Origin of the sequence: Lactobacillus sp. 3B(2020) (genome assembly GCF_013487845.1) — a bacterium.
Taxonomy (GTDB): Bacteria; Bacillota; Bacilli; order Lactobacillales; family Lactobacillaceae; genus Limosilactobacillus; species Limosilactobacillus alvi.
Map to the genome: position 1 here is coordinate 528,196 of NZ_CP047410.1, position 23,113 is coordinate 551,308.

Annotated in this window: 20 protein-coding genes; 18 read left to right on the forward strand and 2 right to left on the reverse strand. The window is 44.6% G+C overall.

Annotation, left to right across the window (positions count from 1 at the left end):
- The first annotated feature begins 118 nt into the window (after positions 1-118).
- From rny to GTO83_RS02525, 14 genes are all read left to right on the forward strand, one after another.
- Positions 119-1,672, forward strand: coding sequence for a ribonuclease Y (gene rny, locus GTO83_RS02465; protein ID WP_370524326.1), 1,554 nt, complete (start codon positions 119-121; stop codon positions 1,670-1,672).
- A 255-nt stretch (positions 1,673-1,927) separates the two neighbouring features.
- The gene (gene mutS, locus GTO83_RS02470) at positions 1,928-4,495 is read left to right on the forward strand and encodes a DNA mismatch repair protein MutS (RefSeq protein ID WP_180872096.1); all 2,568 of its coding nucleotides are present in this window, start codon (positions 1,928-1,930) and stop codon (positions 4,493-4,495) included.
- Between the two features lie 9 nt (positions 4,496-4,504).
- A complete protein-coding gene (gene mutL / locus GTO83_RS02475) occupies positions 4,505-6,481 on the forward strand; it encodes a DNA mismatch repair endonuclease MutL (protein WP_180871568.1) in 1,977 nt (658 codons plus the stop codon).
- 14 nt (positions 6,482-6,495) lie between these two features.
- Positions 6,496-7,098 (forward strand): Holliday junction branch migration protein RuvA, encoded by a 603-nt coding sequence (gene ruvA / locus GTO83_RS02480; RefSeq protein WP_180871569.1) that lies wholly within the window; start codon positions 6,496-6,498, stop codon positions 7,096-7,098.
- Positions 7,099-7,122: 24 nt separating this feature from the next.
- Entirely contained in the window at positions 7,123-8,148 is a 1,026-nt protein-coding gene (gene ruvB, locus GTO83_RS02485) for a Holliday junction branch migration DNA helicase RuvB (protein ID WP_180871570.1), read from the forward strand.
- Entirely contained in the window at positions 8,145-9,059 is a 915-nt protein-coding gene (locus GTO83_RS02490) for a tRNA-guanine transglycosylase (protein WP_180871571.1), read from the forward strand. Before ruvB ends, GTO83_RS02490 begins: the two co-directional genes overlap by 4 nt.
- A gap of 81 nt (positions 9,060-9,140) precedes the next feature.
- Positions 9,141-9,545, forward strand: a complete 405-nt coding sequence (gene yajC, locus GTO83_RS02495) for a preprotein translocase subunit YajC (protein ID WP_180872097.1) — start codon at positions 9,141-9,143, stop codon at positions 9,543-9,545.
- A 130-nt stretch (positions 9,546-9,675) separates the two neighbouring features.
- Complete coding sequence (locus GTO83_RS02500) at positions 9,676-10,623, forward strand: bifunctional oligoribonuclease/PAP phosphatase NrnA (protein ID WP_180871572.1); 948 nt, start codon at positions 9,676-9,678, stop codon at positions 10,621-10,623.
- Positions 10,624-10,646: 23 nt separating this feature from the next.
- Positions 10,647-12,029, forward strand: coding sequence for a DEAD/DEAH box helicase (locus GTO83_RS02505; protein ID WP_180871573.1), 1,383 nt, complete (start codon positions 10,647-10,649; stop codon positions 12,027-12,029).
- Between the two features lie 383 nt (positions 12,030-12,412).
- Complete coding sequence (alaS, locus tag GTO83_RS02510; RefSeq protein ID WP_180872098.1) at positions 12,413-15,061, forward strand: alanine--tRNA ligase; 2,649 nt, start codon at positions 12,413-12,415, stop codon at positions 15,059-15,061.
- A gap of 386 nt (positions 15,062-15,447) precedes the next feature.
- Positions 15,448-15,579 (forward strand): hypothetical protein, encoded by a 132-nt coding sequence (locus tag GTO83_RS10915; protein WP_255463147.1) that lies wholly within the window; start codon positions 15,448-15,450, stop codon positions 15,577-15,579.
- A 93-nt stretch (positions 15,580-15,672) separates the two neighbouring features.
- Positions 15,673-15,933 carry an IreB family regulatory phosphoprotein gene (locus GTO83_RS02515; protein ID WP_180871574.1) on the forward strand — a complete coding sequence of 87 codons (261 nt, stop codon included), beginning with the start codon at positions 15,673-15,675 and terminating at the stop codon, positions 15,931-15,933.
- A complete protein-coding gene (ruvX, locus tag GTO83_RS02520; protein ID WP_180871575.1) occupies positions 15,933-16,370 on the forward strand; it encodes a Holliday junction resolvase RuvX in 438 nt (145 codons plus the stop codon). Before GTO83_RS02515 ends, ruvX begins: the two co-directional genes overlap by 1 nt.
- Positions 16,371-16,379: 9 nt before the next feature.
- The gene (locus GTO83_RS02525) at positions 16,380-16,691 is read left to right on the forward strand and encodes a DUF1292 domain-containing protein (protein WP_180871576.1); all 312 of its coding nucleotides are present in this window, start codon (positions 16,380-16,382) and stop codon (positions 16,689-16,691) included.
- A gap of 66 nt (positions 16,692-16,757) precedes the next feature.
- On the opposite strand, the gene rnhC is transcribed toward GTO83_RS02525, so the two are convergent.
- Entirely contained in the window at positions 16,758-17,663 is a 906-nt protein-coding gene (gene rnhC / locus GTO83_RS02530) for a ribonuclease HIII (RefSeq protein WP_180871577.1), read from the reverse strand.
- 65 nt (positions 17,664-17,728) lie between these two features.
- Here rnhC and GTO83_RS02535 point away from each other — a divergent pair, with 65 nt between their 5' ends.
- The 4 genes from GTO83_RS02535 to GTO83_RS02550 all read left to right on the forward strand — a co-directional run bounded on the left by GTO83_RS02535 (position 17,729) and on the right by GTO83_RS02550 (position 22,136).
- Positions 17,729-18,256 carry a CvpA family protein gene (locus tag GTO83_RS02535; protein WP_180871578.1) on the forward strand — a complete coding sequence of 176 codons (528 nt, stop codon included), beginning with the start codon at positions 17,729-17,731 and terminating at the stop codon, positions 18,254-18,256.
- 21 nt (positions 18,257-18,277) lie between these two features.
- On the forward strand, positions 18,278-20,650 hold the full coding sequence (locus GTO83_RS02540) for an endonuclease MutS2 (protein WP_180871579.1): 2,373 nt from the start codon (positions 18,278-18,280) through the stop codon (positions 20,648-20,650).
- Positions 20,651-20,752: 102 nt separating this feature from the next.
- The gene (gene trxA, locus GTO83_RS02545) at positions 20,753-21,067 is read left to right on the forward strand and encodes a thioredoxin (RefSeq protein WP_180871580.1); all 315 of its coding nucleotides are present in this window, start codon (positions 20,753-20,755) and stop codon (positions 21,065-21,067) included.
- 358 nt (positions 21,068-21,425) lie between these two features.
- The gene (locus GTO83_RS02550; RefSeq protein WP_180871581.1) at positions 21,426-22,136 is read left to right on the forward strand and encodes an EAL domain-containing protein; all 711 of its coding nucleotides are present in this window, start codon (positions 21,426-21,428) and stop codon (positions 22,134-22,136) included.
- A gap of 313 nt (positions 22,137-22,449) precedes the next feature.
- Here GTO83_RS02550 and GTO83_RS02555 read toward each other — a convergent pair whose 3' ends face one another.
- On the reverse strand, positions 22,450-23,106 hold the full coding sequence (locus tag GTO83_RS02555) for a YslB family protein (RefSeq protein ID WP_180871582.1): 657 nt from the start codon (positions 23,104-23,106) through the stop codon (positions 22,450-22,452).
- Positions 23,107-23,113: the final 7 nt, after the last annotated feature.

Consider the following 23,113-nt stretch of genomic DNA (forward strand, 5'->3'; position numbering starts at 1 on the left):
TGTTGACACCTTATTTCTGCCCGTATAAAATTAAATCTGTACGTTAAATTTTACGTATCGGTTAAAAATTTTAAAAACCAATAACGAAATAATAGTTGATTTGGAGGGGGAAATGGGTATGACAAACTTATTTACCGCCGTCATCGCTATTGTTGTCGGGATTATTGTCGGTTATGTAATTCGAAAGTCAATTTTGGAACGGCAGATTACACAAGCGCACAATAGCGCCGAGGAGATTATTGAAAAAGCTAAGAAGGATGCGGCGACTGCCAAGAAAGAGGCAATCTTGGAAGCCAAGGAAGAAAGTCACCGTTACCGTGAAAGTGTCGAACAAGAGTTAAAGAGTCGGCGGAGTGAAGTTCAAAAGCAAGAAGAAAGACTCCTCCAACGGGAAACAACCTTGGATCGTAAGGATAATCTCCTTGAACATCGAGAAAATGCTATTAGTTCTCGCGAACGTAAAGTCGAACAGCGAAACGAGCAAATTCAAAAGGATCAACAACAAGTAGCCCAATTGGTACAAGCTCAACAAGAAAAGTTAGCCGAAGTTGCTAATTTAACTCGTGACCAAGCACGAGAGAAGATTTTGAGTCAATTGAAAGATGAATTGCGGGTTGAACGTGAAACTATGATTCGGGAAAGCGAACAGGAAGCAGAATTAGTTGCTGATCGGAAGGCCAAAACCTTGATTGTCGAAGCCATCCAACGTTCAGCAGCCGATATGGTTTCAGAAGCTACGGTTTCAGTAGTTAACTTACCGAATGACGAGATGAAAGGCCGAATTATTGGTCGGGAGGGCCGGAATATTCGGACCTTGGAGACTTTAACGGGGATTGATTTAATTATTGATGATACCCCAGAAGCCGTAGTGCTGAGCGGTTTTGATCCGGTCCGGCGGGAAATCGCTAAGATGGCCTTAGAACATTTGATCCAAGATGGCCGGATTCATCCCGCCCGAATTGAAGAAGCAGTTGAAAAGGCTCAAAAGGACATGGATAACCACCTTCGGGAAGTCGGCGAACAAACCGTCTTTGACCTAGGCTTGCATTCTGTTCATCCGGACCTCATGAAGACGATCGGGCGAATGGAATACCGAACTAGTTACGGACAAAATGTTTTGCAACACTCGATTGAAGTGGCCAAGCTAGCTGGGATTATGGCGGCTGAACTCGGCCAAGACGTAACGATGGCTAAACGGGCCGGCTTACTTCATGATATTGGGAAAGCAATTGACCATGAAGTTGATGGTTCCCACGTTGAACTTGGGGTTGAATTAACCCGGAAATACAAGGAAAGTCCAATTGTGATCAATACGATTGCTTCCCACCATGGTGACGTAGAACCAACTTCGATTATCGCTGTGCTCGTCCAAGCGGCAGATGCCATCTCTGGTGCCCGGCCAGGAGCACGGAGTGAATCGCTCGAGCAATACATCCAACGGTTAAAGCAATTAGAAAAGATTGCTAATGACCATCGCGGAGTTGATCATAGTTTTGCCATCCAAGCTGGGCGGGAATTACGGGTGATCGTAAAACCAAACAAGGTTAATGATCGGCAAGCAGCGGCTTTAGCCCATGATGTTAAACAAGAGATCGAGGATCAACTCGAGTATCCTGGTCATATCAAAGTTACCGTTATTCGGGAAGTCCGAGCGGTCGATTATGCAAAGTAGGATAAATAAGTAGTGCTGGTGAAGACCGGCTTGAGACAGCGTCAACTGAGTATGGCATCGCGCCCCCTCGTTGACGCTGATTTAATAAAGGTAGGTTTGCTTGGGATGTAGCTTAGAACCGCGTCAACGTAGGGGATTTAGTTGAGATTGAGTGCTTATTCCAAGCGATCACCACATGTTATCAGAACTGAAATTGCAATCATAAAGAATAGAAAAGGTAAGGGGAAAATTTTGGCAAAAGCAAAACAGACGCCCATGATGGCGCAATACCAAAAGGTAAAGGATCAGTATCCAGATGCGTTTTTGTTTTATCGGTTAGGAGATTTTTACGAACTTTTTAACGATGATGCAATTAAGGGTTCCCAATTACTCGAATTGACTTTAACCACCCGGAATCATAGTTCTGCAAATCCGATCCCAATGTGTGGGGTTCCCCACCGGGCGGTTGAAAACTATGTTGATATTTTAATTGATAAGGGGTATAAAGTTGCCATTTGTGAACAGATGGAAGATCCAAAAAAGGCTAAAGGGATGGTTAAGCGGGCGGTTACGCGATTAATTACCCCAGGGACGAAGATGGATCTGAAAGGAGACGCCGCTCAATCAAATAATTACTTAACGGCAGTCCTACCAGTTGAAAATGGTTTTAAGCTTGCCTACGCTGACCTTTCAACCGGGGAGCTTAAGGTTACAACTTTGGCTAATCAAGGCGCAGTTTTAAACGAATTAATTAATCTCCAAACCAAAGAAATCGTTTATGAACAAGCCCTGCCAGCCGATTTGGTGGCGACTTTGAATAAGCGCAATTTACTTTTATCAAAGCAAACGACGCAAGAACCGCAAGCTGAAATTGCCTACCTTACCCAAGAATTAACGGATGCTGGCGAAAAACAAGTGGTGACCCTGCTGGTATCCTATCTGCTTACCACCCAAAAGCGGGCCTTGGCCCACATGCAAGTTGCGCAGTCCTATGAATTAAATTCCTACATGGAAATTGACCATAACTCCAAGGCAAATTTGGAATTAATGGTTAATATGCGGAGTGGTAAGCGCCAAGGCACCTTGGCATGGCTACTTGATGCCACCAAAACCGCGATGGGAAGCCGACTGTTAAAACGCTGGCTTGATCGGCCATTAATCAACTTGGATGAAATTACTGAACGGCAAGATAAGGTTGCGGTCCTTTTGGATCACTACTTCGAGCGGAGTAACCTGCAAGAAGAATTAACCAAGGTCTATGATTTGGAACGGCTAGCGGGCCGGGTGGCTTACGGCAGTGTCAATGGTCGCGACTTAATTCAACTCAAAACGTCGTTGAACCAAGTGCCCAAAATTAAGTATGTTTTGGAAACCCTTGAAGCCCCCGTATTTGACCAGATGCTGGCCAAACTAGATCCCTTAGCGGATGTGGCCAATCTAATTGACCAGGCAATTGTTGAAGATGCGCCAGTTTCGGTTACTGATGGTGGGGTAATTAAGGCGGGTTACAATGACCAGCTTGATACTTACCGGGATGCGATGAATAACGGTAAGGAATGGATTGCCCAACTCCAGAAAAAAGAACGCGAAGCAACTGGGATTAATAACTTAAAGATTGGTTACAACCATGTCTTTGGATACTACATTGAAGTTACGAAGGCTAATATTGCTAAATTGCCGGCTGATCGTTATGAACGAAAACAAACACTGGTGAATGCGGAACGGTTCTCAACGCCAGAATTAAAGGAGAAAGAAGCCATCATCATGGAAGCTCAGGAAAAGTCAACTTCCATGGAATACGACCTCTTCGTAGCGGTCAGGGATAAGGTAAAAGCTCAGATCGGACGACTTCAAAAGCTAGCGGCTAGTTTAGCAGAATTAGATGTTTTACAATCCTTTGCCGTAGTCAGCGAAGATTATCACTTTGTGCGGCCCAAATTAAATCAAGGTCATGAACTAAAGATTAAAGCGGGTCGTCACCCAGTCGTGGAAAAGTTCCTGGGCCACCAAGAGTATGTTCCAAATGATGTGGTAATGGATCCTGATACCGAGATTTTACTGATTACCGGGCCAAACATGTCTGGGAAGAGTACTTATATGCGGCAGTTAGCCTTGATTGCGGTGATGGCTCAGGTTGGGTGTTTTGTCCCCGCGGATTCAGCGTTATTGCCAATTTTTGACCAAATTTTTACCCGAATTGGGGCGGCGGATGATCTGGTTTCCGGAGAAAGTACCTTTATGGTTGAAATGATGGAAGCCAACAACGCCCTTCAACACGCTACTCCAAATTCTTTGATTCTCTTTGATGAAATTGGTCGGGGAACGGCAACTTATGATGGGATGGCCTTGGCTCAAGCAATTATTGAATATGTTCATGATCATGTCCATGCGAAAACCCTGTTTTCTACCCACTATCATGAGTTAACGACGCTTGATCAACGGTTGACACAGTTAAAAAATGTCCACGTTGGGGCGAGTGAAGAAAACGGTGAATTAGTCTTCTTACACCAGGTCGAAGCCGGCCCAGCGGATAAGTCATACGGAATTCATGTCGCCAAACTAGCAGGCTTGCCGGATTCCTTATTAAAACGGGCTGACACCATTTTGACCAAACTTGAGGGGAAAAAAGCAACGGTGCCAACGTCAGTTTCTGCTACTCCGGAACCGCAATTAGTAACGGAAGCCTCCGGGCAAATGGATCTTTTTGGTCCGGCGCCAACAAATAAATCCTCAAATACCAAGGCAAATCGCGTATTGAAACAGTTGAAGGACCTTGACTTAATGGGGATGACCCCAATGGAAGTGATGAATCAAGTTTATCAATGGCAACGAAAGTTAAGGTAGGTGAGCAAAATGGCTGAAATTCGGGAACTTCCCACGGTATTAGCCAATCAAATTGCGGCCGGGGAAGTCATTGAACGACCAGCTTCAGTGGTCAAAGAATTAGTTGAAAATGCAATTGATGCCCATAGTCGGCGGATCGATATTTTGATTCAAGAAGCCGGTCTAGCCGAAATCCGGGTAATTGACGATGGTGATGGGATTGAAAAGTCCCAGGTTCCGATTGCCTTCAAACGCCATGCCACCAGTAAGATCAATTCAAAGTTACAACTATTTAAGGTAACAACGATGGGATTTCGGGGCGAAGCGTTACCAAGTATTGCCTCGGTAGCAGATTTGAAATTGATCACCACAGTGGCTGGGGCAGACGGCTATTTGTACCACGTTAAGGGGGGAAAGGTGGTCGAAGAAGGTCCGGCAGCTTCTCGTCCTGGAACGGACGTGACTGTTAGCCAACTCTTTTACAACACGCCGGCCCGGCTCAAGTATTTAAAGTCCCCCAAGACTGAACTGGGGCATATTGTCGATATTGTTTACCGCTTAGCTTTGGGAAATCCCACGATCGCGATTAGCTTATCCAATAATGGTAAGGAACTTTTCCGATCAGCCGGTAATGGCAATCTCCATCAAGTGATCGCTGCCATTTATGGGGTGCAAGTGGCCCGGAAGATGGTTGCAATAGCAGGAGCAGACGATGATTTTAGGGTTAGTGGCTATGTTTCTTTGCCAGAGCTTACCCGGTCGTCCGGGAAATACCAGACCCTTTTGATTAATCATCGGTATATCCGTAACTTTACCTTGAATAAAGCTATTATTGCCGGGTATGGTTCCAAACTAATGGTTGGCCGGTACCCCTTTGCGGTCCTAGAAATTGAACTAGACCCGGCCCTGGTTGATGTCAATGTTCACCCGGCTAAGCGCGAAGTTCGTTTAAGTAAAGAGGAACAATTATCGGCTTTGATTGCGAAGGCAATTTATGAACGTTTAGCCAAGGAAAACTTGATTCCTGATGTCGGGAAAACCGCCCAAAAATTGGTAGCGGCAAAACAAGTAATGCCGACTCAAACAGCGGTTCAAGAAACCCAAGTTACCTACCAAGAAAACCTCACTCCCCCCAAAGAAGCTCAACAACAAAATCCAGCAGCGGCGGATGGTAATGATAGTGAAGTGGCCGCCCCAATTATCATTCACCAAATTAGTGACCTTGAAAGTCCGGTCGTAGCGGCTTTTGATCAACGTTACCGCGCTGAAGGAACGATGCCACCATTTGCGGGTTTAGGGGTCACCAAAAAAGAAACCTCAGTTCCGCAGCCAGAACAGGTTAGTTTACCAATTGAAGATACCGGTGAACCGGCCCAAAAGCGGTTCCCGGATCTTACTTATATCGGGCAACTCCAGGGAACTTTTCTCTTGGCGCAGGCTTCAGATGGTCTCTATATTCTTGACCAACATGCAGCACAAGAGCGGGTTAATTATGAACGTTTCCGAAAAGAGATTGGGGAAGTGAGTGCTGACCAACAGAGCTTTTTAACTCCCTTGGTTTTAAACTATTCCCTAACGGATGCCCTCATGATTCGGCGACATTTGGAAGTCCTAGCTGGAGCTGGGTTGCATTTGAGTACCTTTGGTCAGAATAGTTTTTTGATTCAAGAACATCCAACTTGGTTTGTGGCCGGGCAAGAAGAGGCAACGATTCGGGAAATGATTGATTGGGTCTTAAAGGATGGTCGGATTACGGTAGCTAGTTTTCGGGAGAAAACGGCAATTATGATGAGTTGTAAACGAGCAATTAAGGCTAACCACCACCTTGATCAACGAGAAGCGGTAGCCTTGTTAAAACGATTGCCAAGTTGTGAAAATCCCTTTAATTGTCCCCATGGGCGGCCCGTATTGATTCATTTGACCGACCGAGATCTAGAAAAAATGTTTAAGCGGATTCAGGATAGTCATCAACCCTATGCCGGGGAATTTGACGATCATGAATTTTAGGAAGGAATAAGTTAATGTACGAATATTTGAAAGGTTATGTCACCATTGTTAAGCCAACCTACATTGTAGTTGAGGTCAATGGGGTTGGTTTTCGCCTAGCAGTGGCAAACCCGTATGCCTACGAAGTGAATGCTGATAAGCTAGTGACCGTTTACGTTTATCAAGCCGTTAAAGATGACAGCATTACCCTCTTCGGGTTTCAAAGTGGCGATGAAAAGCAGCTCTTTGAAAAGCTTATCAGTGTTTCTGGTATTGGGCCGAAGAGTGGGTTAGCAATCCTTGCTAATCCGGATCACCAAGCTTTGATTCAAGCAATTCGGGAAAATAATGCTAACTATCTCGCAAAGTTCCCGGGGATTGGTAAGAAGACGGCTTCCCGGATTATTATTGAATTGCAAGATAAGGTAGATAGTCTCCTCCCAACAAATGAACTCGACTTTACGATTAAGGCAACCAAAGTGGCAGATAATCCAGCTTTAGAAGATGCCCTGGCGGCCTTGAAAGCCTTAGGCTATGCGGAAAGAGACGTAAAGCGAGTTGAAAAGAAGCTTTTGCAAGGTGAGGACGCCCTAACAACCGATCAATATCTCCGGGAAGGTTTGAAGTTACTGAACTAGAATTTTTAAGTTAGGGGGAAAAGAATGGCAACCGAAGAACATGGGGTCATGGGACCAGATGTTGAAAATGACGCCGAAGGTCAATTAGAAGTTAGTCTCCGACCGCAGACCTTAGCGACTTACATTGGGCAACAAAAGATTAAAGACGAACTGAAGGTCTATATTGCGGCAGCTAAAGCTAGAGAAGAAGCCCTTGACCACGTCCTCTTATATGGACCACCCGGTTTAGGGAAAACGACGTTAGCAATGGTAATTGCCAATGAGATGGAAGTGGGGATTAAGACCACTTCTGGTCCAGCAATTGAAAAGCCGGGGGACTTAGTGGCTCTGTTAAATGAATTGAAGCCGGGGGATGTCTTGTTTATTGATGAGATTCATCGGCTACCGAAAGTGGTTGAAGAAATGCTGTACTCGGCAATGGAAGACTACTACATCGATATTGTCGTCGGCGAAGGTCCAACCGCTCATCCGGTGCATTTCCCATTACCACCATTTACCTTGGTGGGGGCAACGACCCGGGTTGGGTTATTGACGGCACCACTACGGGATCGGTTTGGAATTATTGAACGCTTAGCTTACTACCAACCAAGCGAACTTGAACAGATCATTAATCGAAGTGCCCGGATTTTTACCACGGCAATTAATGCAGCCGGAGCGAAAGCCTTAGCCTGGCGGTCGCGAGGGACCCCGCGGATTGCAAACCGGCTTTTAAAACGGGTACGAGACTTTGCCCAAGTTGCGGGTAAAGATGAAATCGATGAAGCAAGTGTTGACCGGGCCTTGACAATGCTCGACGTGGATCAAAAAGGGTTAGACGCTACCGACCGGAAGATGTTACTTACGATGATTAACTATTATGGTGGTGGCCCAGTTGGGGTTAAAACGATTGCGGCCAATATCGGGGAAGAAGCGGCGACAATTGAAGAAGTTTACGAACCATATCTCCTCCAGATCGGCTTTATTTCCCGGACGCCGCGGGGACGGTTAGTCACTCCAGCGGCTTATGAACATCTTGGAATTCCCTTTCCAGACCAAGGAGGTAAAGCATGACTGAATTTGTCCCATACTTTCAAGCAGCCTGGCTACCAGTTTTAGGTTCCCAATTGCAGGCCATTGGGGTTCAAACCTTAGCGGTGAAGCTGGTTGATTACGAACGCCAACCGGGATTTAACTTAATTAACCAAGCCGGAGGGTTAAAGTCGTTACTTAACTGGTCAGGTCAGTTAATGACCTTAGCGGGAGACTTTACTCCGGTTTTCAAAGTGAAAAAGAACTTGGCGAAGACGGGAATCCATTATCAAGATCCGCAGAATCAAGCAAAATTGACCCTAACTCCGGCAACTTATCAACAATGGCAAACAGCTACTAAGGCAGAAATTACCGTGGGAATGTTTCAAAATCCAGATTATTACGCCCCCGTCGACGATCTCGAACGGGCAATGCAAGCCAACATTGAATGGAACCAGGAGGCTCCGGTAACTTTTTTGCCGGTTTTGGGAGCCGGCTTGAAGGCGCTCCGCCAAGCAAGTATCGCTGCTTTACCCAATAATATTGGGGCTTTCATTACTAACTTGCCACCAGTTGCAGAACTTAGGGAATGGCAACGGAGCCTTGAGTTAACCTTAAAGCTGTTACCAAAGGGGACTGCAACGGCCGTCGTTGCTCCGAATCTAGCAACAATTGAGTTGAGTCAAAAGCTCGGCATTGACTACATCTTGTCAGCTTGGCCACTTAAACTGGGGTTAGGCGGAAAGGCCTTGGTTGATGGTGAAGTTGTCAACTTGCGGCACCAAGCATTTGGGGGACAGTTCAGTCCGCTTGAAGCTGGTTGCAATTGTCCGGCCTGCACTGGCTTTACGCGAGCAAGCTTGCACGCAATGTTACATGCTAAAGAACCATTAGCAAGTCGCTTACTCTTACTCCATAACGTAAAAGAAATTATCAAACAAAGCGGAAAGTAGTTTGCTTTTCAAGACTTTTCTGGTATCGTTGTTGTTAGCAATGTTTTATGATAGAAAGGAAGAAAACAGTTGAACAACGGAATGTCTAGTATTTTATTAATTGTGTTGATGGTGGCTTTAATGTACTTCTTCATGATCCGCCCACAACAAAAACAACAAAAGAAGCATCAAGCTATGATGAGTCAATTAAAGCCAGGTGATCACGTGGTTACGATTGGCCGGCTTCATGGGGTGGTTTCTGAAGTTGACAACCAAAAGCGGACGGTTACCTTAGATTGCGAAGGGATCTACTTAGTTTTTGACCTTGGCGCAATCCAACGGGTTGAATCCCAAGCCGCAACCGAAGCACCAGCTAGTGCTACGCCGACTGAAGAAAAGGAAGCTAAGGCAGATAACGACGAAGCCGAAGCTCCAAAGGAAGAAGTCGCTGAAGCTGATGAATCAGCTAAGGATGATGCCGAAGCCTCAAAGGAAGAAAAGAAATAACCAAAATCGAGCTACCTTCGTGAGTTGCGAAAGGTAGCTTTTTAATTTAACAGAAAATATCCCAGACAAACCAAAATTTTGTTATAATGAATTGTTACTGATTAAATAAGACTTTGGAAAGGAAGCCATCATGGACACATTAGCTGAGATTTACAATGCGATTGACAAGTATTCGAAGATTATTATTCATCGCCATCAACGCCCTGATCCGGACGCCATTGGTTCCCAAGTGGGGTTAGCTGAAATTCTAAAGGCTTCCTTCCCTTACAAGGAAATATACGTTGTTGGCAAAGATATCCCCAGTCTTGATTGGATTGGAACAATGGATACGGTCGATGGGGATGATTATAATAATGCCCTTGTCATCGTAACTGATACCGCCAATGCGCCGCGGGTTGATGACCGGCGCTTCGATAACGGGAGTCTCCTAATTAAGATTGACCACCATCCAAATGACGAGCCCTTTGGTGATTTAATGTGGGTCCGGCCAGAAGCTTCCAGTACTTCTGAAATGATCTACGACTTTTATCAACACTTTGCTAAGCAACTAGTCTTACCTAAGAAGGCAGCGGATGCCCTTTATGCTGGGATTATTGGCGATACTGGGCGCTTTCTTTACCCAGCCACTTCAGCGCGGACGATGTTAGTTGCCGGTGCTTTAATGGCTGCTGGAGCTGATGCAGCGGCCATTAACCAACGCGAAAACGAAATTTCCTTGGCGGCCGCGCGGTTGTCAGCTTATGTTTATCAAAACCTCCAAATTAAGGATGGGGCTGGGTACTTAGTCTTAGAACAAGCCACCCTAGATGAATTTGGGATTACCGAAGCAGGGACGTCGGCAATTGTTTCGCTTCCTGGTCGAATTAGTGATGTTTTGGCCTGGGCGATCTTCGTTGTCCAAGGAGATGGCCATTACCGGATCCGGCTTCGTTCTAAAGGTCCTGAAATTAACGGCTTAGCTAAGGCCCACAATGGTGGCGGTCATCCATTGGCTTCTGGGGCCCAAGCCGCTGACCATGCCGAAATTAACCAAGTAATCCAAGAATTAACAACTTTAACCAAAAACTTTAAAAAGTAAGCGAATGTAACTGAAAGGAGGCAATGATGCCTAAATTTAATGAACTCAATTTAGCGCCATGGCTGATGCCAGCGATTGATGATTTAAAGTTTCACGAGCCAACGCCAGTCCAGGCGAAGGTGATTCCGTTGATTTTGCAAGGGAAGAGTGTCGTTGGTCAATCCCAAACGGGGAGTGGGAAAACTCACGCTTTCTTGTTACCAATCTTTTCCAAGCTCGATCCAGAAGATCAAACAGTTCAAGCGGTAATTACCACGCCAAGTCGGGAATTAGCTTACCAAATCTACAGTGCGGCGAAGCAATTAAACCAGTTTGCGCCAACCCCCTTTACCATTCATAACTATGTTGGGGGAACCGATAAGCAACATCAAGTGGAACAACTTTCCCGGAAACAACCTCAATTGGTCATCGGGACGCCGGGACGGATTTTAGATTTAATTAATTCCCAAGCCTTAGATATCCACTTGGCAACCCAATTCGTGATTGATGAAGCTGATATGACTTTGGATATGGGCTTTTTGGAACCTGTTGACCAAATAGCGGCGCATTTCCCGGAAGCATTACAAATGATGGTCTTCTCCGCGACGATTCCCCAAGGATTACGGCCATTCTTGAAGAAGTACCTGGAAAACCCAGTCATTGAAGAAATTCCAACCGAAACGGTGATTAATCCAAACGTGGAAAACTGGTTAATGTCCACTAAGGGCCGAGATAAGAACGACTTAGTTTACCGGCTCTTAACGCTTGGGGAACCATTCTTAGCGCTGGTTTTTGCTAATACTCGGGAACGGGCAGAAGAACTCCATGCTTATCTAATGGAACGGGGGTTAAAGGTTGCCTTGATTCATGGGGGCCTCGAACCACGGGAGCGGAAAAAGACAATGCGCCAAGTCCGCAATATGGACTATCAATACATTGTCGCCACTGACTTGGCAGCACGGGGAATTGACCTCGATGGGGTTTCCTTAGTACTTAACGATGACATTCCAACGGACCTGGAATACTTTATTCACCGGGTTGGTCGGACCGGGCGAGGAAACCTCAAAGGAACGGCGATTACCCTTTACGCACCAGCCGAAGACGACCTAGTTGCTAAATTAGAAGCTCGAGGAATTAAATTTATTCCAAAGGTACTACAAAATGGCCGCGTAAAGACGACTTACGACCGAAACCGGCGCCAATCCTATCATCGGCGTAAAACGGCCCTCGATCCCAGTCTGAAGGGTTTTGTCAAAAAGACGAAGAAAAAGGTTAAGCCAGGTTATAAGAAGCGGATTAAGTCCAAGATTAAAGAGGATGAATGCCAAAAGGCTAAACAAGAAATGCGGCACAAACAACGGAAGGCCAAACGTGCTCGTCAAAAGCAACACCGCATTGAGCGCGCCCGGCAAAAACAGGGCGAATAATTTAATCAGGCGACATAGTGCGCAAGCTAGCTTTTCTGGGGAATTTGCTCCAGTTAAGGACTCATTCTTGAATCCGTCACTGCCGGTTTCCACGTGGTCCTTATCATCGCAGATTTCCTGGAAAAGCCTTTTATTAACTTGATTTCAGTTAGAGCCTTTTGTATAATGTTAGCGTATTTGGGACATGGCCTAAGTTAGAACAATTTTCAGCGAGCCACGGAAAGATGAAAAGTGGTAATTTGGGGCTTAGGTTGCTACCCAGTTTTAAAAATAATAATGTGCTTAAAGTGGCTACGAAATCCATCGTTGCAAGCAGAGTGGTACCGCGTCTTGGCGTCTCTGTTCCAACGGTGGATTTTGTTTTATAAGAAAGGATGAGAATGGTGAAAGAACTAAAGAAGCTTAACAGCGCTCAAGTCCGGCGAATGTATTTGGACTTCTTTATCCAACACGGACACACGGAAATGCCAAGTCGTTCCCTCGTACCAGTTGATGATCCAACCTTACTTTGGATCAACTCTGGGGTGGCAACGATGAAAAAGTACTTTGACGGGCAAGTTGTTCCTAAGAATCCACGGATGACTTCTTCTCAAAAGAGCATTCGGACCAACGATATTGAAAACGTGGGGAAGACAGCCCGGCACCACACAATGTTTGAAATGCTGGGGAACTTCTCCGTTGGGGACTACTTCAAGGATGATGTTATTCCTTGGGCCTGGGAACTTTTAACTAGTGATGAATGGTTTGGCTTCGATCCGGAACGCCTTTACATCACTTACTATCCAAAGGACGATGCGGCCAAGAAGGATTGGTTGAAGGCCGGGGTTAAAGAAGATCACTTAATTCCAGATCAAGATAATTTCTGGGATATTGGTCAAGGTCCTTCTGGTCCCGATACGGAAATTTTCTACGACCGGGGGCAAGAATTTAACAACCTTCCCGAAGATGATCCCGAAAGTTACCCAGGCGGTGAAAACGAACGGTACCTTGAAATCTGGAACATTGTTTTTTCTCAATTTAACCATACTCCAGAAGATACTTATGAACCATTGCCACATAAGAACATTGATACGGGGATGGGACTGGAACGGGTGGTTTCCATTTTTGAAAACGCCCCAACCAACTTCGAAACCGATCTCTTTATGCCATTAATCAAGCAAGTCGAGGGCTTCAGTGATGGTAAGAAGTACGGTAAAAACAAGACTGACGATATCCAATTTAAGATTATCGCTGACCACATTCGGTCAATTACCTTTGCCATTAATGATGGAGCTTTGCCTTCTAACATGGGGCGGGGTTACGTTATTCGCCGGCTCTTACGGCGGTCGGTTGTGGCCGGCAAGAAGTTAGGCATCGATGAACCATTCTTGGCTAAGATGGTGCCGACGGTCGGTGAAATTATGAAGGACTACTACCCAGATGTCCTTGAAAATGCCGATTATGTTGCCAAGGTCATTAAGTCTGAAGAAGACCGGTTTAGTGCAACCTTGAACGGTGGTTTAAGCCTCTTAAACCAAGTGATCGAAGAAGCTAAGACTACTGGCACCAAGCAAATTGATGGGCAAACGGCCTTCAAACTTTACGATACTTATGGTTTCCCGGTGGAATTGACCGAAGAATATGCCGCTGACGAAGGCTTGACGGTTGATGATAAGGGCTTCGCAGCTGCTATGACCGAACAACAAAACCGGGCGCGGAATGCGCGGGACATGGATAACGGGATGGGGGTTCAAACTGACCTCTGGACCGACTTTAAGGATGAAAGTAAGTATGTTGGTTACACAGACCTTGAAGTTGAAAATGCCAAGGTGATCGGTTTAGCGAGCGATGGTCAACATGTCGAAAGTGCTGATCCAAGTGCAAAGGATGTCGAAGTAATTTTTGACCAAACGCCATTCTACGCTGAAATGGGTGGTCAAGTTGCTGATACTGGTGACATCATTGATAATTACGGCAAGGTTGTTGGCCGGGTGGTTGATGTTCAACACGCACCAAACCAACAAAACTTACACCGGGTACAACTAAGTGAACCATTGAAGCTTGGGGCTCGTTACAAGTTAGTCGTTGACCGGGCGCGGCACTTGAAGATTGAAAAGAACCACACGGCAACTCACTTGTTAGACCAAGCATTACGGAACGTCCTTGGTGGCCATACACAACAAGCTGGTTCTTTAGTGGAAGCCCACTATCTGCGGTTTGACTTTAATCACTTTGGTCAAGTAACGGCCGAAGACCTGAAGAAGGTTGAAGATATGGTTAATGAACAAATCTGGAAAGAAATTCCAGTGACGACCGTGGAAACCGATATTGAATCTGCAAAGAAGATGGGGGCAATTGCGCTCTTCTCCGACAAGTACGGTGACACCGTCCGGGTTGTTAAGATTGGTGACTTCAACACTGAATTTTGTGGTGGGGACCACGTTAAGAACACTAACGAACTGGGCCTCTTTAAGATTGTTTCTGAAGGTGGGGTTGGTGCCGGTGTTCGGCGGATCGAAGCGGTGACGGCAAGTGATGCCTTCAAATTTATGCAAGAACGGCTTGACTTACTTGACCAAGCGGCTAGTGAAGTTAAAGCTGCTCAAGTTAAGGATGTGCCACACCGCTTAGCTGAAATCCAAGCTGACTTGAAGGAAACGAAGAAGGCTAATGAGGCCTTACAAGCTAAGGTAGCTGCCCAACAAGCTGGGGCTGCCTTTGATAAGGTTGAAACCACGGCAAAGGGTTCTTTGATTGCAGCGGTGGTTAAAGTTGCTGGAATGGGTCAATTACGGCAAATGGCCGACGAGTGGCGGCAAAAGAACTTGTCTGATGTACTGGTTCTTGGAACAGCGGTTGACGACAAGGCGAACTTGTTAGTTGCTGTAAGTGATGCCAAGAGCAAGGAATTGAAGGCCGGCGACTTGATTAAGGCGATTGCTCCAGCTATCAACGGTGGTGGTGGCGGTCGGCCAACCCTTGCCCAAGCTGGTGGTAAGAATCCAGCCGGTTTGCAAACTGCAATTGACCAAGCAAAGGAATGGATGAAATAGTAAGGCTGATTTATAACTACTAGTGGTTAACTTAAAAGTTAAAAGGAGGATGGAAAAAAAGCTCCTTGACGGCCTGGTTGGGATAAGAAGAACGAAGGTTGATTCATTAGAATCGACCTTTCGTTCGCACTTATCCCCTAAGGCCGTGCTTTTTGACCGTAGTTACTGAATAACATTCGGAGATGAAATATGGGCTGGGAAGAAACACGGGTTTCTTCCCAGCCGCTTTTTTTAATTAGAAAAATAATAAAAACCCCAAAATAGGGGCTGGATCCAGTATAATATATACTTATCGACGTATTGGTAACGTTTTAGTGAGGATCCGCGATAGTTCAGAAATTCACCTAGAAACGTAGGCTGAAGACTACGATCTCTAGATGATAAATTTGAACGAAGCAGTAACTGAACGGAAGCTAATTTTCTATAAACCAGTAATGAATAAGCTTAGTTTCATGATCATCACCGCGGTCTTTAAAACCATCGCCGGTAATATGGTTAATAATGTGATCGCTTTCTAAATAATTGCTTAAGTCAAATTGAAGGCTGAAAATTGTACTTTTTGCCGGGATAATGTAAAATAGGTAATTGATAAACTTGTGGAGGTGACCAAAATGGCTAGCGATGAAACAATGTTTTTTGATTTTGGTCAAAAGCATCAAAAAGACGTTAAAGAAACGTTGAAAACTGTATACGAAGCTCTAGAAGAAAAAGGCTACAACCCAATTAACCAAATCGTGGGGTATCTATTATCTGGGGATCCCGCTTACATTCCACGGCTTAACAATGCCCGTAATTTAATCCGTCAACACGAACGCGATGAAATTATCGAAGAGCTAGTGAAGGATTACTTAAAACGGAATGGTGAACACTAATGCGGTTAATGGGCTTAGATGTTGGTTCAAAAACGGTTGGAATTGCGGAAAGTGATCCCCTTGGCTGGACAGCGCAAGGGATCGAAATTATTCCAATTAATGAAGATGAGGAAGTCTTCGGCCTAGATCGAGTAGCAGAACTGATGAAGGGGCGGCAGATTGCTGGCTTTGTGGTTGGCTTGCCTAAAAATATGAATAATACAGAAGGGCCCCGGGTGGAAGCGGCTCGCCATTATGGGGCAATGTTAGAAGAAAAGTTCGCCTTACCCGTTGACTACCAAGACGAACGCTTAACCACGGTTCAAGCTCATCGGATGTTGGTTGAAGAAGCCGATGTTTCGCGTCGGAAGCAAAAGAAAGTCATTGATGAATTAGCGGCGAGCTTGATTTTACAAAATTACCTTGACCGCAAGGGAAAATTAACCGCCAGATTGTGAGGAAGAAAAATGGCAGAAGAGATTAAACCAATTCAAGACGACGGCGAAGTATTTACACTCGTTGATGAAAAGGGCAATGAAGAACTGTACAAGGAAGCCATACGGTTTCAAAATCCGGAAACTGGTAAGTGGTACATTTGCCTTTACCCGTTAGACCAAGAAAACGACGAAGAAGTTGATATCCAAGCCTTTGCTTTTAATGAACCGGCAGATGAAAGTGAAGAACTTCAATTGCTTCCAATCGAAAGTGATGAAGAATGGGATATGGTTCAAGAAGTAATGAACACCTTTATTGACGATGAAGGTAACTTGAACTTGTAATTTTGGCTATTAAAAAAGGCTACCAATCTGAGGTTAAAAATTCCTCTTAATTGGTAGCCTAAATTTTTAGTTAGCTTTTTTAAGAGCTTGCTTAACCTTGTTCGTATTGCCAAAGTGGAGCTTGGCAAAGTGATCAAGGTCCTTACCTGCTTTGGCAAGTTTTATGGCTACTTGGTCAACTTTACTCCCAGCACCGATTGGTAAGGTCATTCCAGCCTCATCAGAAAGCTGATTCATGGTTGCTAGGGAATAGGCGCGGGCAACGATTGAAGCGGCGGCAACGGCGACGTGATAACTTTCGCCTTTTTCTTTAAAATAAACTCGCTCCCTTAAAATACGCGCTTGTCCTTTTAAATAGTTAAAGTAGGTCCTAGCCTGGACAAATTGGTCAATTAGAATCGCATCCGGCTTAGTGGGAGCAATTTTATCCAACACTTTTAACAAGACAAAGTTATGACAGAGGGCCTTTAGTTGAGCCTGGTTATATTGATTAATTAGCCGATTATAATCATGAGGGGCAAGGTCTAAGACATGGTAAGGACAGCTTTCTTCGATTGCCTTTGCTAGTTCTAAAATTTTAGGGTCAGTTAGCTTTTTGGAATCTTTTACCCCGCGTTTAATGAGTGCGTCAACTTGATCCGCTGGAACAAAAACGGCAGCGGTCGTCAAAGGGCCAAAGTAAGCTCCAGTTCCCACTTCATCCGAACCTAAAACGGCTAAATGGTCAAAATTGGGAGGCAGGTCGGGAGCTGATTTACTTGGTGAATTAGAAGTTACGATTGTTCCCCAACGGTCAGCTTCTTTTTCCGCGAGTGGACCTTGAAAGAGGACCTTGCCAGATTTATAACCAGTAATGGTTGCTCCGGTAATCTTACTAGCAAAAATCGCCCCATTTGGCAATTTGCGGTTAGCAGGATAGGTTGAAGCCATTTTATCTAATTGGTCGGGGGTAACTTTGATAACAGCTTGCATTTCAATTTCCTTTCACATTGAGAGTATATAATTAATCTTACCAAATTTTTTAAAGAGGATCGCTTATGATTTTAACAACTGCGATTTTAGTGCTCCTTTTAGGCTGCTTTATTAACGGCAAGGAGCGGGGATTAGTCCAAATTTTACTTTCAACCACTACCTATTTCTGTGGTTGGTTTTTAGCCCGGTTTGCGGCCGAACCGTTGGGAAACGCGCTAGCGAGTGTCTTACCGGCAATTGGTAACCATGGCAGTGCTGCAAGTTCCGCTAGTCTAGTCACAACCAGCACGAATACTTTCTTTTACCATGGTGTGGCATTCATGGTGATTTTTTGGGGAACCAGTTTTTTAGGCCGGTGGTTAATGCGGAGCCTGCGGTTTATTAAGAAGGTTCCAGTAGTTGGTACTGTTAATCGTTATAGCGGAGCGGTTCTGAGCTTTTTAGTGGGTTATGTGATTATCTTTATGTTACTTGTGGTTTTCCAATACTTACCAGGTACCTGGTGGCAAAATCAATTGGCGGAATCAGGGCTTGCCCAGTTGATGATCCAAAAAACACCGGGCTTAGCGCGGGCGGTTTTTAATTGGCTGTAGAACGATAGGGGGAGAAATTTGATGAATGATAAGATTTTAGCCACACTTGAATTTAATAAAATTAAGGGGCAATTAACTCCATATCTCGCTTCAGCAGCGGGGCAACGGGAGGTTCAAGCCCTGACACCAGCAACCGATTTAACAACGATTAATCATTGGTTAGCTGAGACTGAAGATGGGGCCGATGTCCTGCGACTTGAAGGGGGAATTCCCCTGCCAAGTTTAGCCGATGTAACCCCACAATTAAAGCGGTTAAAGGTACAGGCTAGTTTAAATGGAACGGAATTGGCCCAAATTGGTCAAGTTTTACGTGCTAGTATGGCGGTCCAAAACTTCTTTGATCAGTTAGCTGAAAAAAAGGTCCAGCTCCGGACAATCACTAACTCGGTTGGTCGTTTGGTAACGATTCCTAACATTACTAAACGTCTTTTAGTAGCAATTGATCCGGATGGCCGGGTAACTGATGAAGCCTCTTCAAAGTTGCACGGTTTGCGGCAATTAATCACGCAGACCGAAGGTGAAATTCGGCAAGCTTTGGAACGTTATACGCGGGGAAAAGCGGCTAAGCATCTATCAGAGCCAATCATTACTATTCGGGATGACCGGTATGTGATTCCGGTGATTGCGAAATACCGGAATCAATTTGGCGGGATCGTTCACGACCAATCAGCTAGTGGGCAAACTTTGTACATTGAACCGGCAAGTGCAATGGAATTAAATAACCGGTTGCGATCGGCGCAAATTGAAGAACACCAAGAAGTGCGGCGCGTCTTAGCGGAACTTTCAAAATTAATTACCCCTTATCGGCAAGAAATTGGGGATAATGAAAAGATTCTGGGTCACTTGGACTTCATCAATGCCAAGGCGAAGCTGGCAGCGGCAACTAAGGCGAGTCTACCAATTGTGAATGATCAAGGGGAAGTTTACTTACGCCAAGCTCGCCACCCATTGATTGATCCGCAGCAAGTGGTTGCCAACGATATTATCTTAGGTAAAGATTACCAGGCAATTGTGATTACAGGGCCCAACACTGGTGGGAAGACAATTACTTTAAAGACCCTTGGAACGATTCAATTGATGGCCCAAGCAGGACTCTTTATCACCGCCAACGAGAATTCGAAGGTCGCAGTCTTCGATAATATTTTTGCGGATATCGGGGATGAACAATCGCTTGAACAAAACTTATCGACCTTCTCTGGCCACATGGAAAATGTTAAACAGATCCTCGAATCGATGACTACGAAATCGCTCGTTCTCCTTGATGAATTGGGAGCTGGGACGGACCCAAAGGAAGGGGCCGCCTTAGCGATGGCGATTTTGGATCAGATTGGAACGATCGGTGCCGAAGTGGTGGTTACGACCCACTATCCGGAACTAAAGGTTTATGGTTACGACCGGGAGCAAACGATTAACGCTTCAATGGAATTTGATCAAGAAACCCTTAAGCCGACTTACCGGCTTCTTTTGGGAATCCCAGGACAATCAAATGGGATTGCGATTGCTAAGCGCCTCGGCCTTGATCGAGCAGTAATTCAAATGGCGGAATCCCTAGTTGAGGATGATAGCCAAGAACTTAATGCCATGATTGGGGATTTGGTTGAGCAACGGAAAGAAGTTCGCGAGAAAAATGAAGCTTTAACCAAGACTTTGGCGGATAGTGAAGCCAAAAATGCAGAACTAACCCAGAAACTCGATCGTTTCAACGAGCAACGGGATAAACTCTATGAAGATGCCCGCAAGAAGGCGAACCACGAAGTTTCCCAAGCTAAGCGGAAGGCGGATCAAATTATCCACCATTTACGGCAATTGGAAATGCAACAAGGGCGCTCAGTAAAAGAACACGAGTTAATTGATGCTCAAGGTGCTTTGAATGCCCTTCACCAGAATCCACGCTTGAAGCATAATTCGGTCCTTCAACGAGCTAAGGCTAAGCATGACCTTCACGTTGGGGATGCCGTCTTGGTTAAGTCTTATGGCCAGCAAGGGGAGTTGATGAGCAAGCGAGGTCACCACAAGTGGGAAGTGCAACTTGGGATTTTGAAGCTGGAAATTGATGAAGCAGATCTGGAAAAGATTTCCAAAAAGCAACTTCAAAAGCAAAAAGACAAAGCTCCAAAGCGGATGCGGGTCCGGACAGTTCAAACCCGGAAGACCGGGGCTCGCCTTGATTTACGGGGGCATCGTTATGAACAAGCCCAAAGCGAGCTTTCAGACTTTATTGACCACGCGCTGTTAAATAACTTACCGAGTGTCACAATCATTCATGGTAAAGGAACGGGGGCCCTACGGAAGATGACCCAAGAGTACTTACGAAGCAATCGGCGGGTTAAATCGTTCTCTTACGCATCACCAAGTAATGGTGGGGATGGGGCCACAATTGTTTATTTTAAATAAGACTTACAAAAAGTAGGCAGATCATTTGAACTATTCGCCAAGTTTGGTAGAATTATGAATATAGAAATAAAACGTTCCATTTGTTTAAAGGAGGAAAATCGCATGGCTGTAGCAGTTACGACTGATCAAACTTTTGAACAAGATACGCAAACCGGGGTAACCTTAACTGATTTCTGGGCAACTTGGTGTGGTCCTTGTCGGATGCAGTCGCCAGTAGTAGAAGCATTATCTGAAGAAATGGGGGATCAAGTTACTTTTAACAAACTTGATGTAGATGCTAACCCCGAAACGGCTCAAAAGTTCCGGATTATGAGTATCCCAACTTTACTGGTTAAGAAGGATGGAAAGGTAGTTGACCAAGTAGTTGGTTACCACAGCAAAGAACAATTAAAGCAAGTGTTAGAACAATACCTATAAAAAAGCGGGAGTTACGAAGGTTGAACCAACGTAACTCCTTTTTATTATTTTTAATACGCTACGAATATGTAAAGATGATTAAAATCAATTTCTACCACGATTTATTATATTTGATTTGTAATGTTAAGCTGTTATTTTCCATAAAACCACTAAAATAACTTATAATAAAGACAATTTAAATTCGAAGATGCAATCGGTTGCTTGAGCCCTGGAAAAAATGAGATTTTAAGCAAATTTATCTTTTAAATTATTCTACCAACCTTTGCTTACTTTGAGTTGTTACAAAAAATGAACAGAGTGCGTTTAGAGAAGTAAAATTTGCTAAAATCTTAGTCATCAAGAAATGGGAGCGTATCACATGGGAAGTCGGATTAATAATCAATTAGAGCTGTACTGCCAACCCATCTGCCGGATTGATAAGGCCCTTGGTCATCAAGTTAATGATTATGAAATTTTGCTTCGTGACAAGCAGACGGGAAGCTTCCCGGTCCAATTTTTCCAAGCTTTAAAAACCCAGGCTTTAGTTCGTAGGGAACTTGAAGATTGGATGGTTGATCAATTAACTAGCTTAACGCAACGTTGCAATGCAAATTTTGCAATAAACATTGATCCTTGGCAATTGGCTTATTCAGATACTTGGTGCTATTTAAAGCGGTTACGAGCGGTTTCCTCGCGCTTAACGATTGAAGTGACCGAACGAGTAGCGGAATTGAATAACCAACTTGATCAATTTTCTGATTATATTGCGCGTTTACGGAAGCTTGGATATAAAATCTCCTTTGATGATGTTTCAAGCGGACAGTTTTCGCTTCAAGTGGTTGCCCAAAACTTAGCCTATATCGATCGGGCCAAGATTTCCTTAATTGCTTTTCAGAAGCTTTCACCAGATCAGGTTAAGAATATATTGGATTTGTGGGCGAAGTTTGCGCAATCGGTCAAAATTGAATTTGTGGTTGAAGGCATCGAAACGGAAGCAGTTGCAGCTGAGTTAGTTAAAAAAGATTATGTTCTCCAGCAAGGCTACTACTGGCAAAAGCCATTTCCGGTAAGTCAACTAATAGTTGTATGAGAAGAAAGGTTTGTTCAGGGTTAATTACGCTGAACTTTTTTTGGATTTAAGTCAATCTATTTCAATCGGGAAAAGTTACGGTGTAATTCAATTGGAAAAAGTTAAAGTGGCTACAACCGCTCTGGGATAAGAAAAAGCCGGAGTAGAATTCGTTTTCCGAATTTTCTCCGGTTTACTTATCGGTAAAGAGTGGGTCTTTTTATCACGAGTTTAGCATAGGGCGACCTTTGCAGAGTCATGGGTTACTATCAAATAAACCTTTGCGCTCCCTTGACACTGACACCTAACCTCATGATTTAGCCTTTCCAGGCCGTCAAGAAAGTTTTTTCTTAACTTTTTTTGCTTGTTGTTTAGCTTGCTTAGCTGCCAGCTTGGCGGCTTTTTTGGCGGCCCGTGCTTTGATTTTTTGTTGGCGTTTTTCACTGCGGGTTAACTTGTGATGCGGCACTTTTTCCGGAGCCTCAGTTGACTCCGCATTAGTTTCTGAAGTTAGCGTTTGGTCGGCCAACTTAATGAAGGTAACTAATTCAACTTCACCTTCATCAGTGACGGCTTCACTTTCCGTAGTAATGGTAACCCGGTCTTTTTTTAGTTCAGTTACTTTAGCTTCGGTTAAACGGCTAAGCTGGAATTCAATTTCTTTTGCGAGAAAACCAGCTTCCAGGGTAAAAGAGGTGTTTTCTTTTTTGATGCCGACCCGTTCTTCAACAACCGGGCCACTAAGTTCCCAAGTACGAGTATTATCTTTTTTGGTAATTAACTTTAAGTTGCCAAGGCCAAGTTGGTGAGTCAGAGTGACCAACTCTGATACTGAGGCAACTGGGAATTGTCGGGCAAGATCTTTACCAACCCAGTAAAGAATTCCGTTAGTCTCGTTCCCTAAAATTAGGGGTAACAAAACGTCGCGCATCGTTGCCGCATTGATTCCCCGAACACTATTTGAGAGTTGATCATAAAGTTTTTGGGTCATTTGGTTT

Coding starts and splice junctions, on each gene's coding strand:
- GTO83_RS02540 (WP_180871579.1), top strand. CDS start 18,278: ATGAATGATAAGATTTTAGCCACACTTGAATTTAATAAAATTAAGGGG.
- GTO83_RS02535 (WP_180871578.1), top strand. CDS start 17,729: ATGATTTTAACAACTGCGATTTTAGTGCTCCTTTTAGGCTGCTTTATT.
- yajC (WP_180872097.1), top strand. CDS start 9,141: ATGTCTAGTATTTTATTAATTGTGTTGATGGTGGCTTTAATGTACTTC.
- ruvA (WP_180871569.1), top strand. CDS start 6,496: ATGTACGAATATTTGAAAGGTTATGTCACCATTGTTAAGCCAACCTAC.
- GTO83_RS02490 (WP_180871571.1), top strand. CDS start 8,145: ATGACTGAATTTGTCCCATACTTTCAAGCAGCCTGGCTACCAGTTTTA.
- GTO83_RS02550 (WP_180871581.1), top strand. CDS start 21,426: ATGGGAAGTCGGATTAATAATCAATTAGAGCTGTACTGCCAACCCATC.
- GTO83_RS02505 (WP_180871573.1), top strand. CDS start 10,647: ATGATGCCTAAATTTAATGAACTCAATTTAGCGCCATGGCTGATGCCA.
- GTO83_RS02525 (WP_180871576.1), top strand. CDS start 16,380: ATGGCAGAAGAGATTAAACCAATTCAAGACGACGGCGAAGTATTTACA.
- mutS (WP_180872096.1), top strand. CDS start 1,928: ATGATGGCGCAATACCAAAAGGTAAAGGATCAGTATCCAGATGCGTTT.
- rny (WP_370524326.1), top strand. CDS start 119: ATGACAAACTTATTTACCGCCGTCATCGCTATTGTTGTCGGGATTATT.
- GTO83_RS02515 (WP_180871574.1), top strand. CDS start 15,673: ATGGCTAGCGATGAAACAATGTTTTTTGATTTTGGTCAAAAGCATCAA.
- trxA (WP_180871580.1), top strand. CDS start 20,753: ATGGCTGTAGCAGTTACGACTGATCAAACTTTTGAACAAGATACGCAA.
- rnhC (WP_180871577.1), bottom strand. CDS start 17,663: ATGCAAGCTGTTATCAAAGTTACCCCCGACCAATTAGATAAAATGGCT.
- GTO83_RS02555 (WP_180871582.1), bottom strand. CDS start 23,106: ATGACCCAAAAACTTTATGATCAACTCTCAAATAGTGTTCGGGGAATC.
- ruvB (WP_180871570.1), top strand. CDS start 7,123: ATGGCAACCGAAGAACATGGGGTCATGGGACCAGATGTTGAAAATGAC.
- mutL (WP_180871568.1), top strand. CDS start 4,505: ATGGCTGAAATTCGGGAACTTCCCACGGTATTAGCCAATCAAATTGCG.
- ruvX (WP_180871575.1), top strand. CDS start 15,933: ATGCGGTTAATGGGCTTAGATGTTGGTTCAAAAACGGTTGGAATTGCG.
- GTO83_RS02500 (WP_180871572.1), top strand. CDS start 9,676: ATGGACACATTAGCTGAGATTTACAATGCGATTGACAAGTATTCGAAG.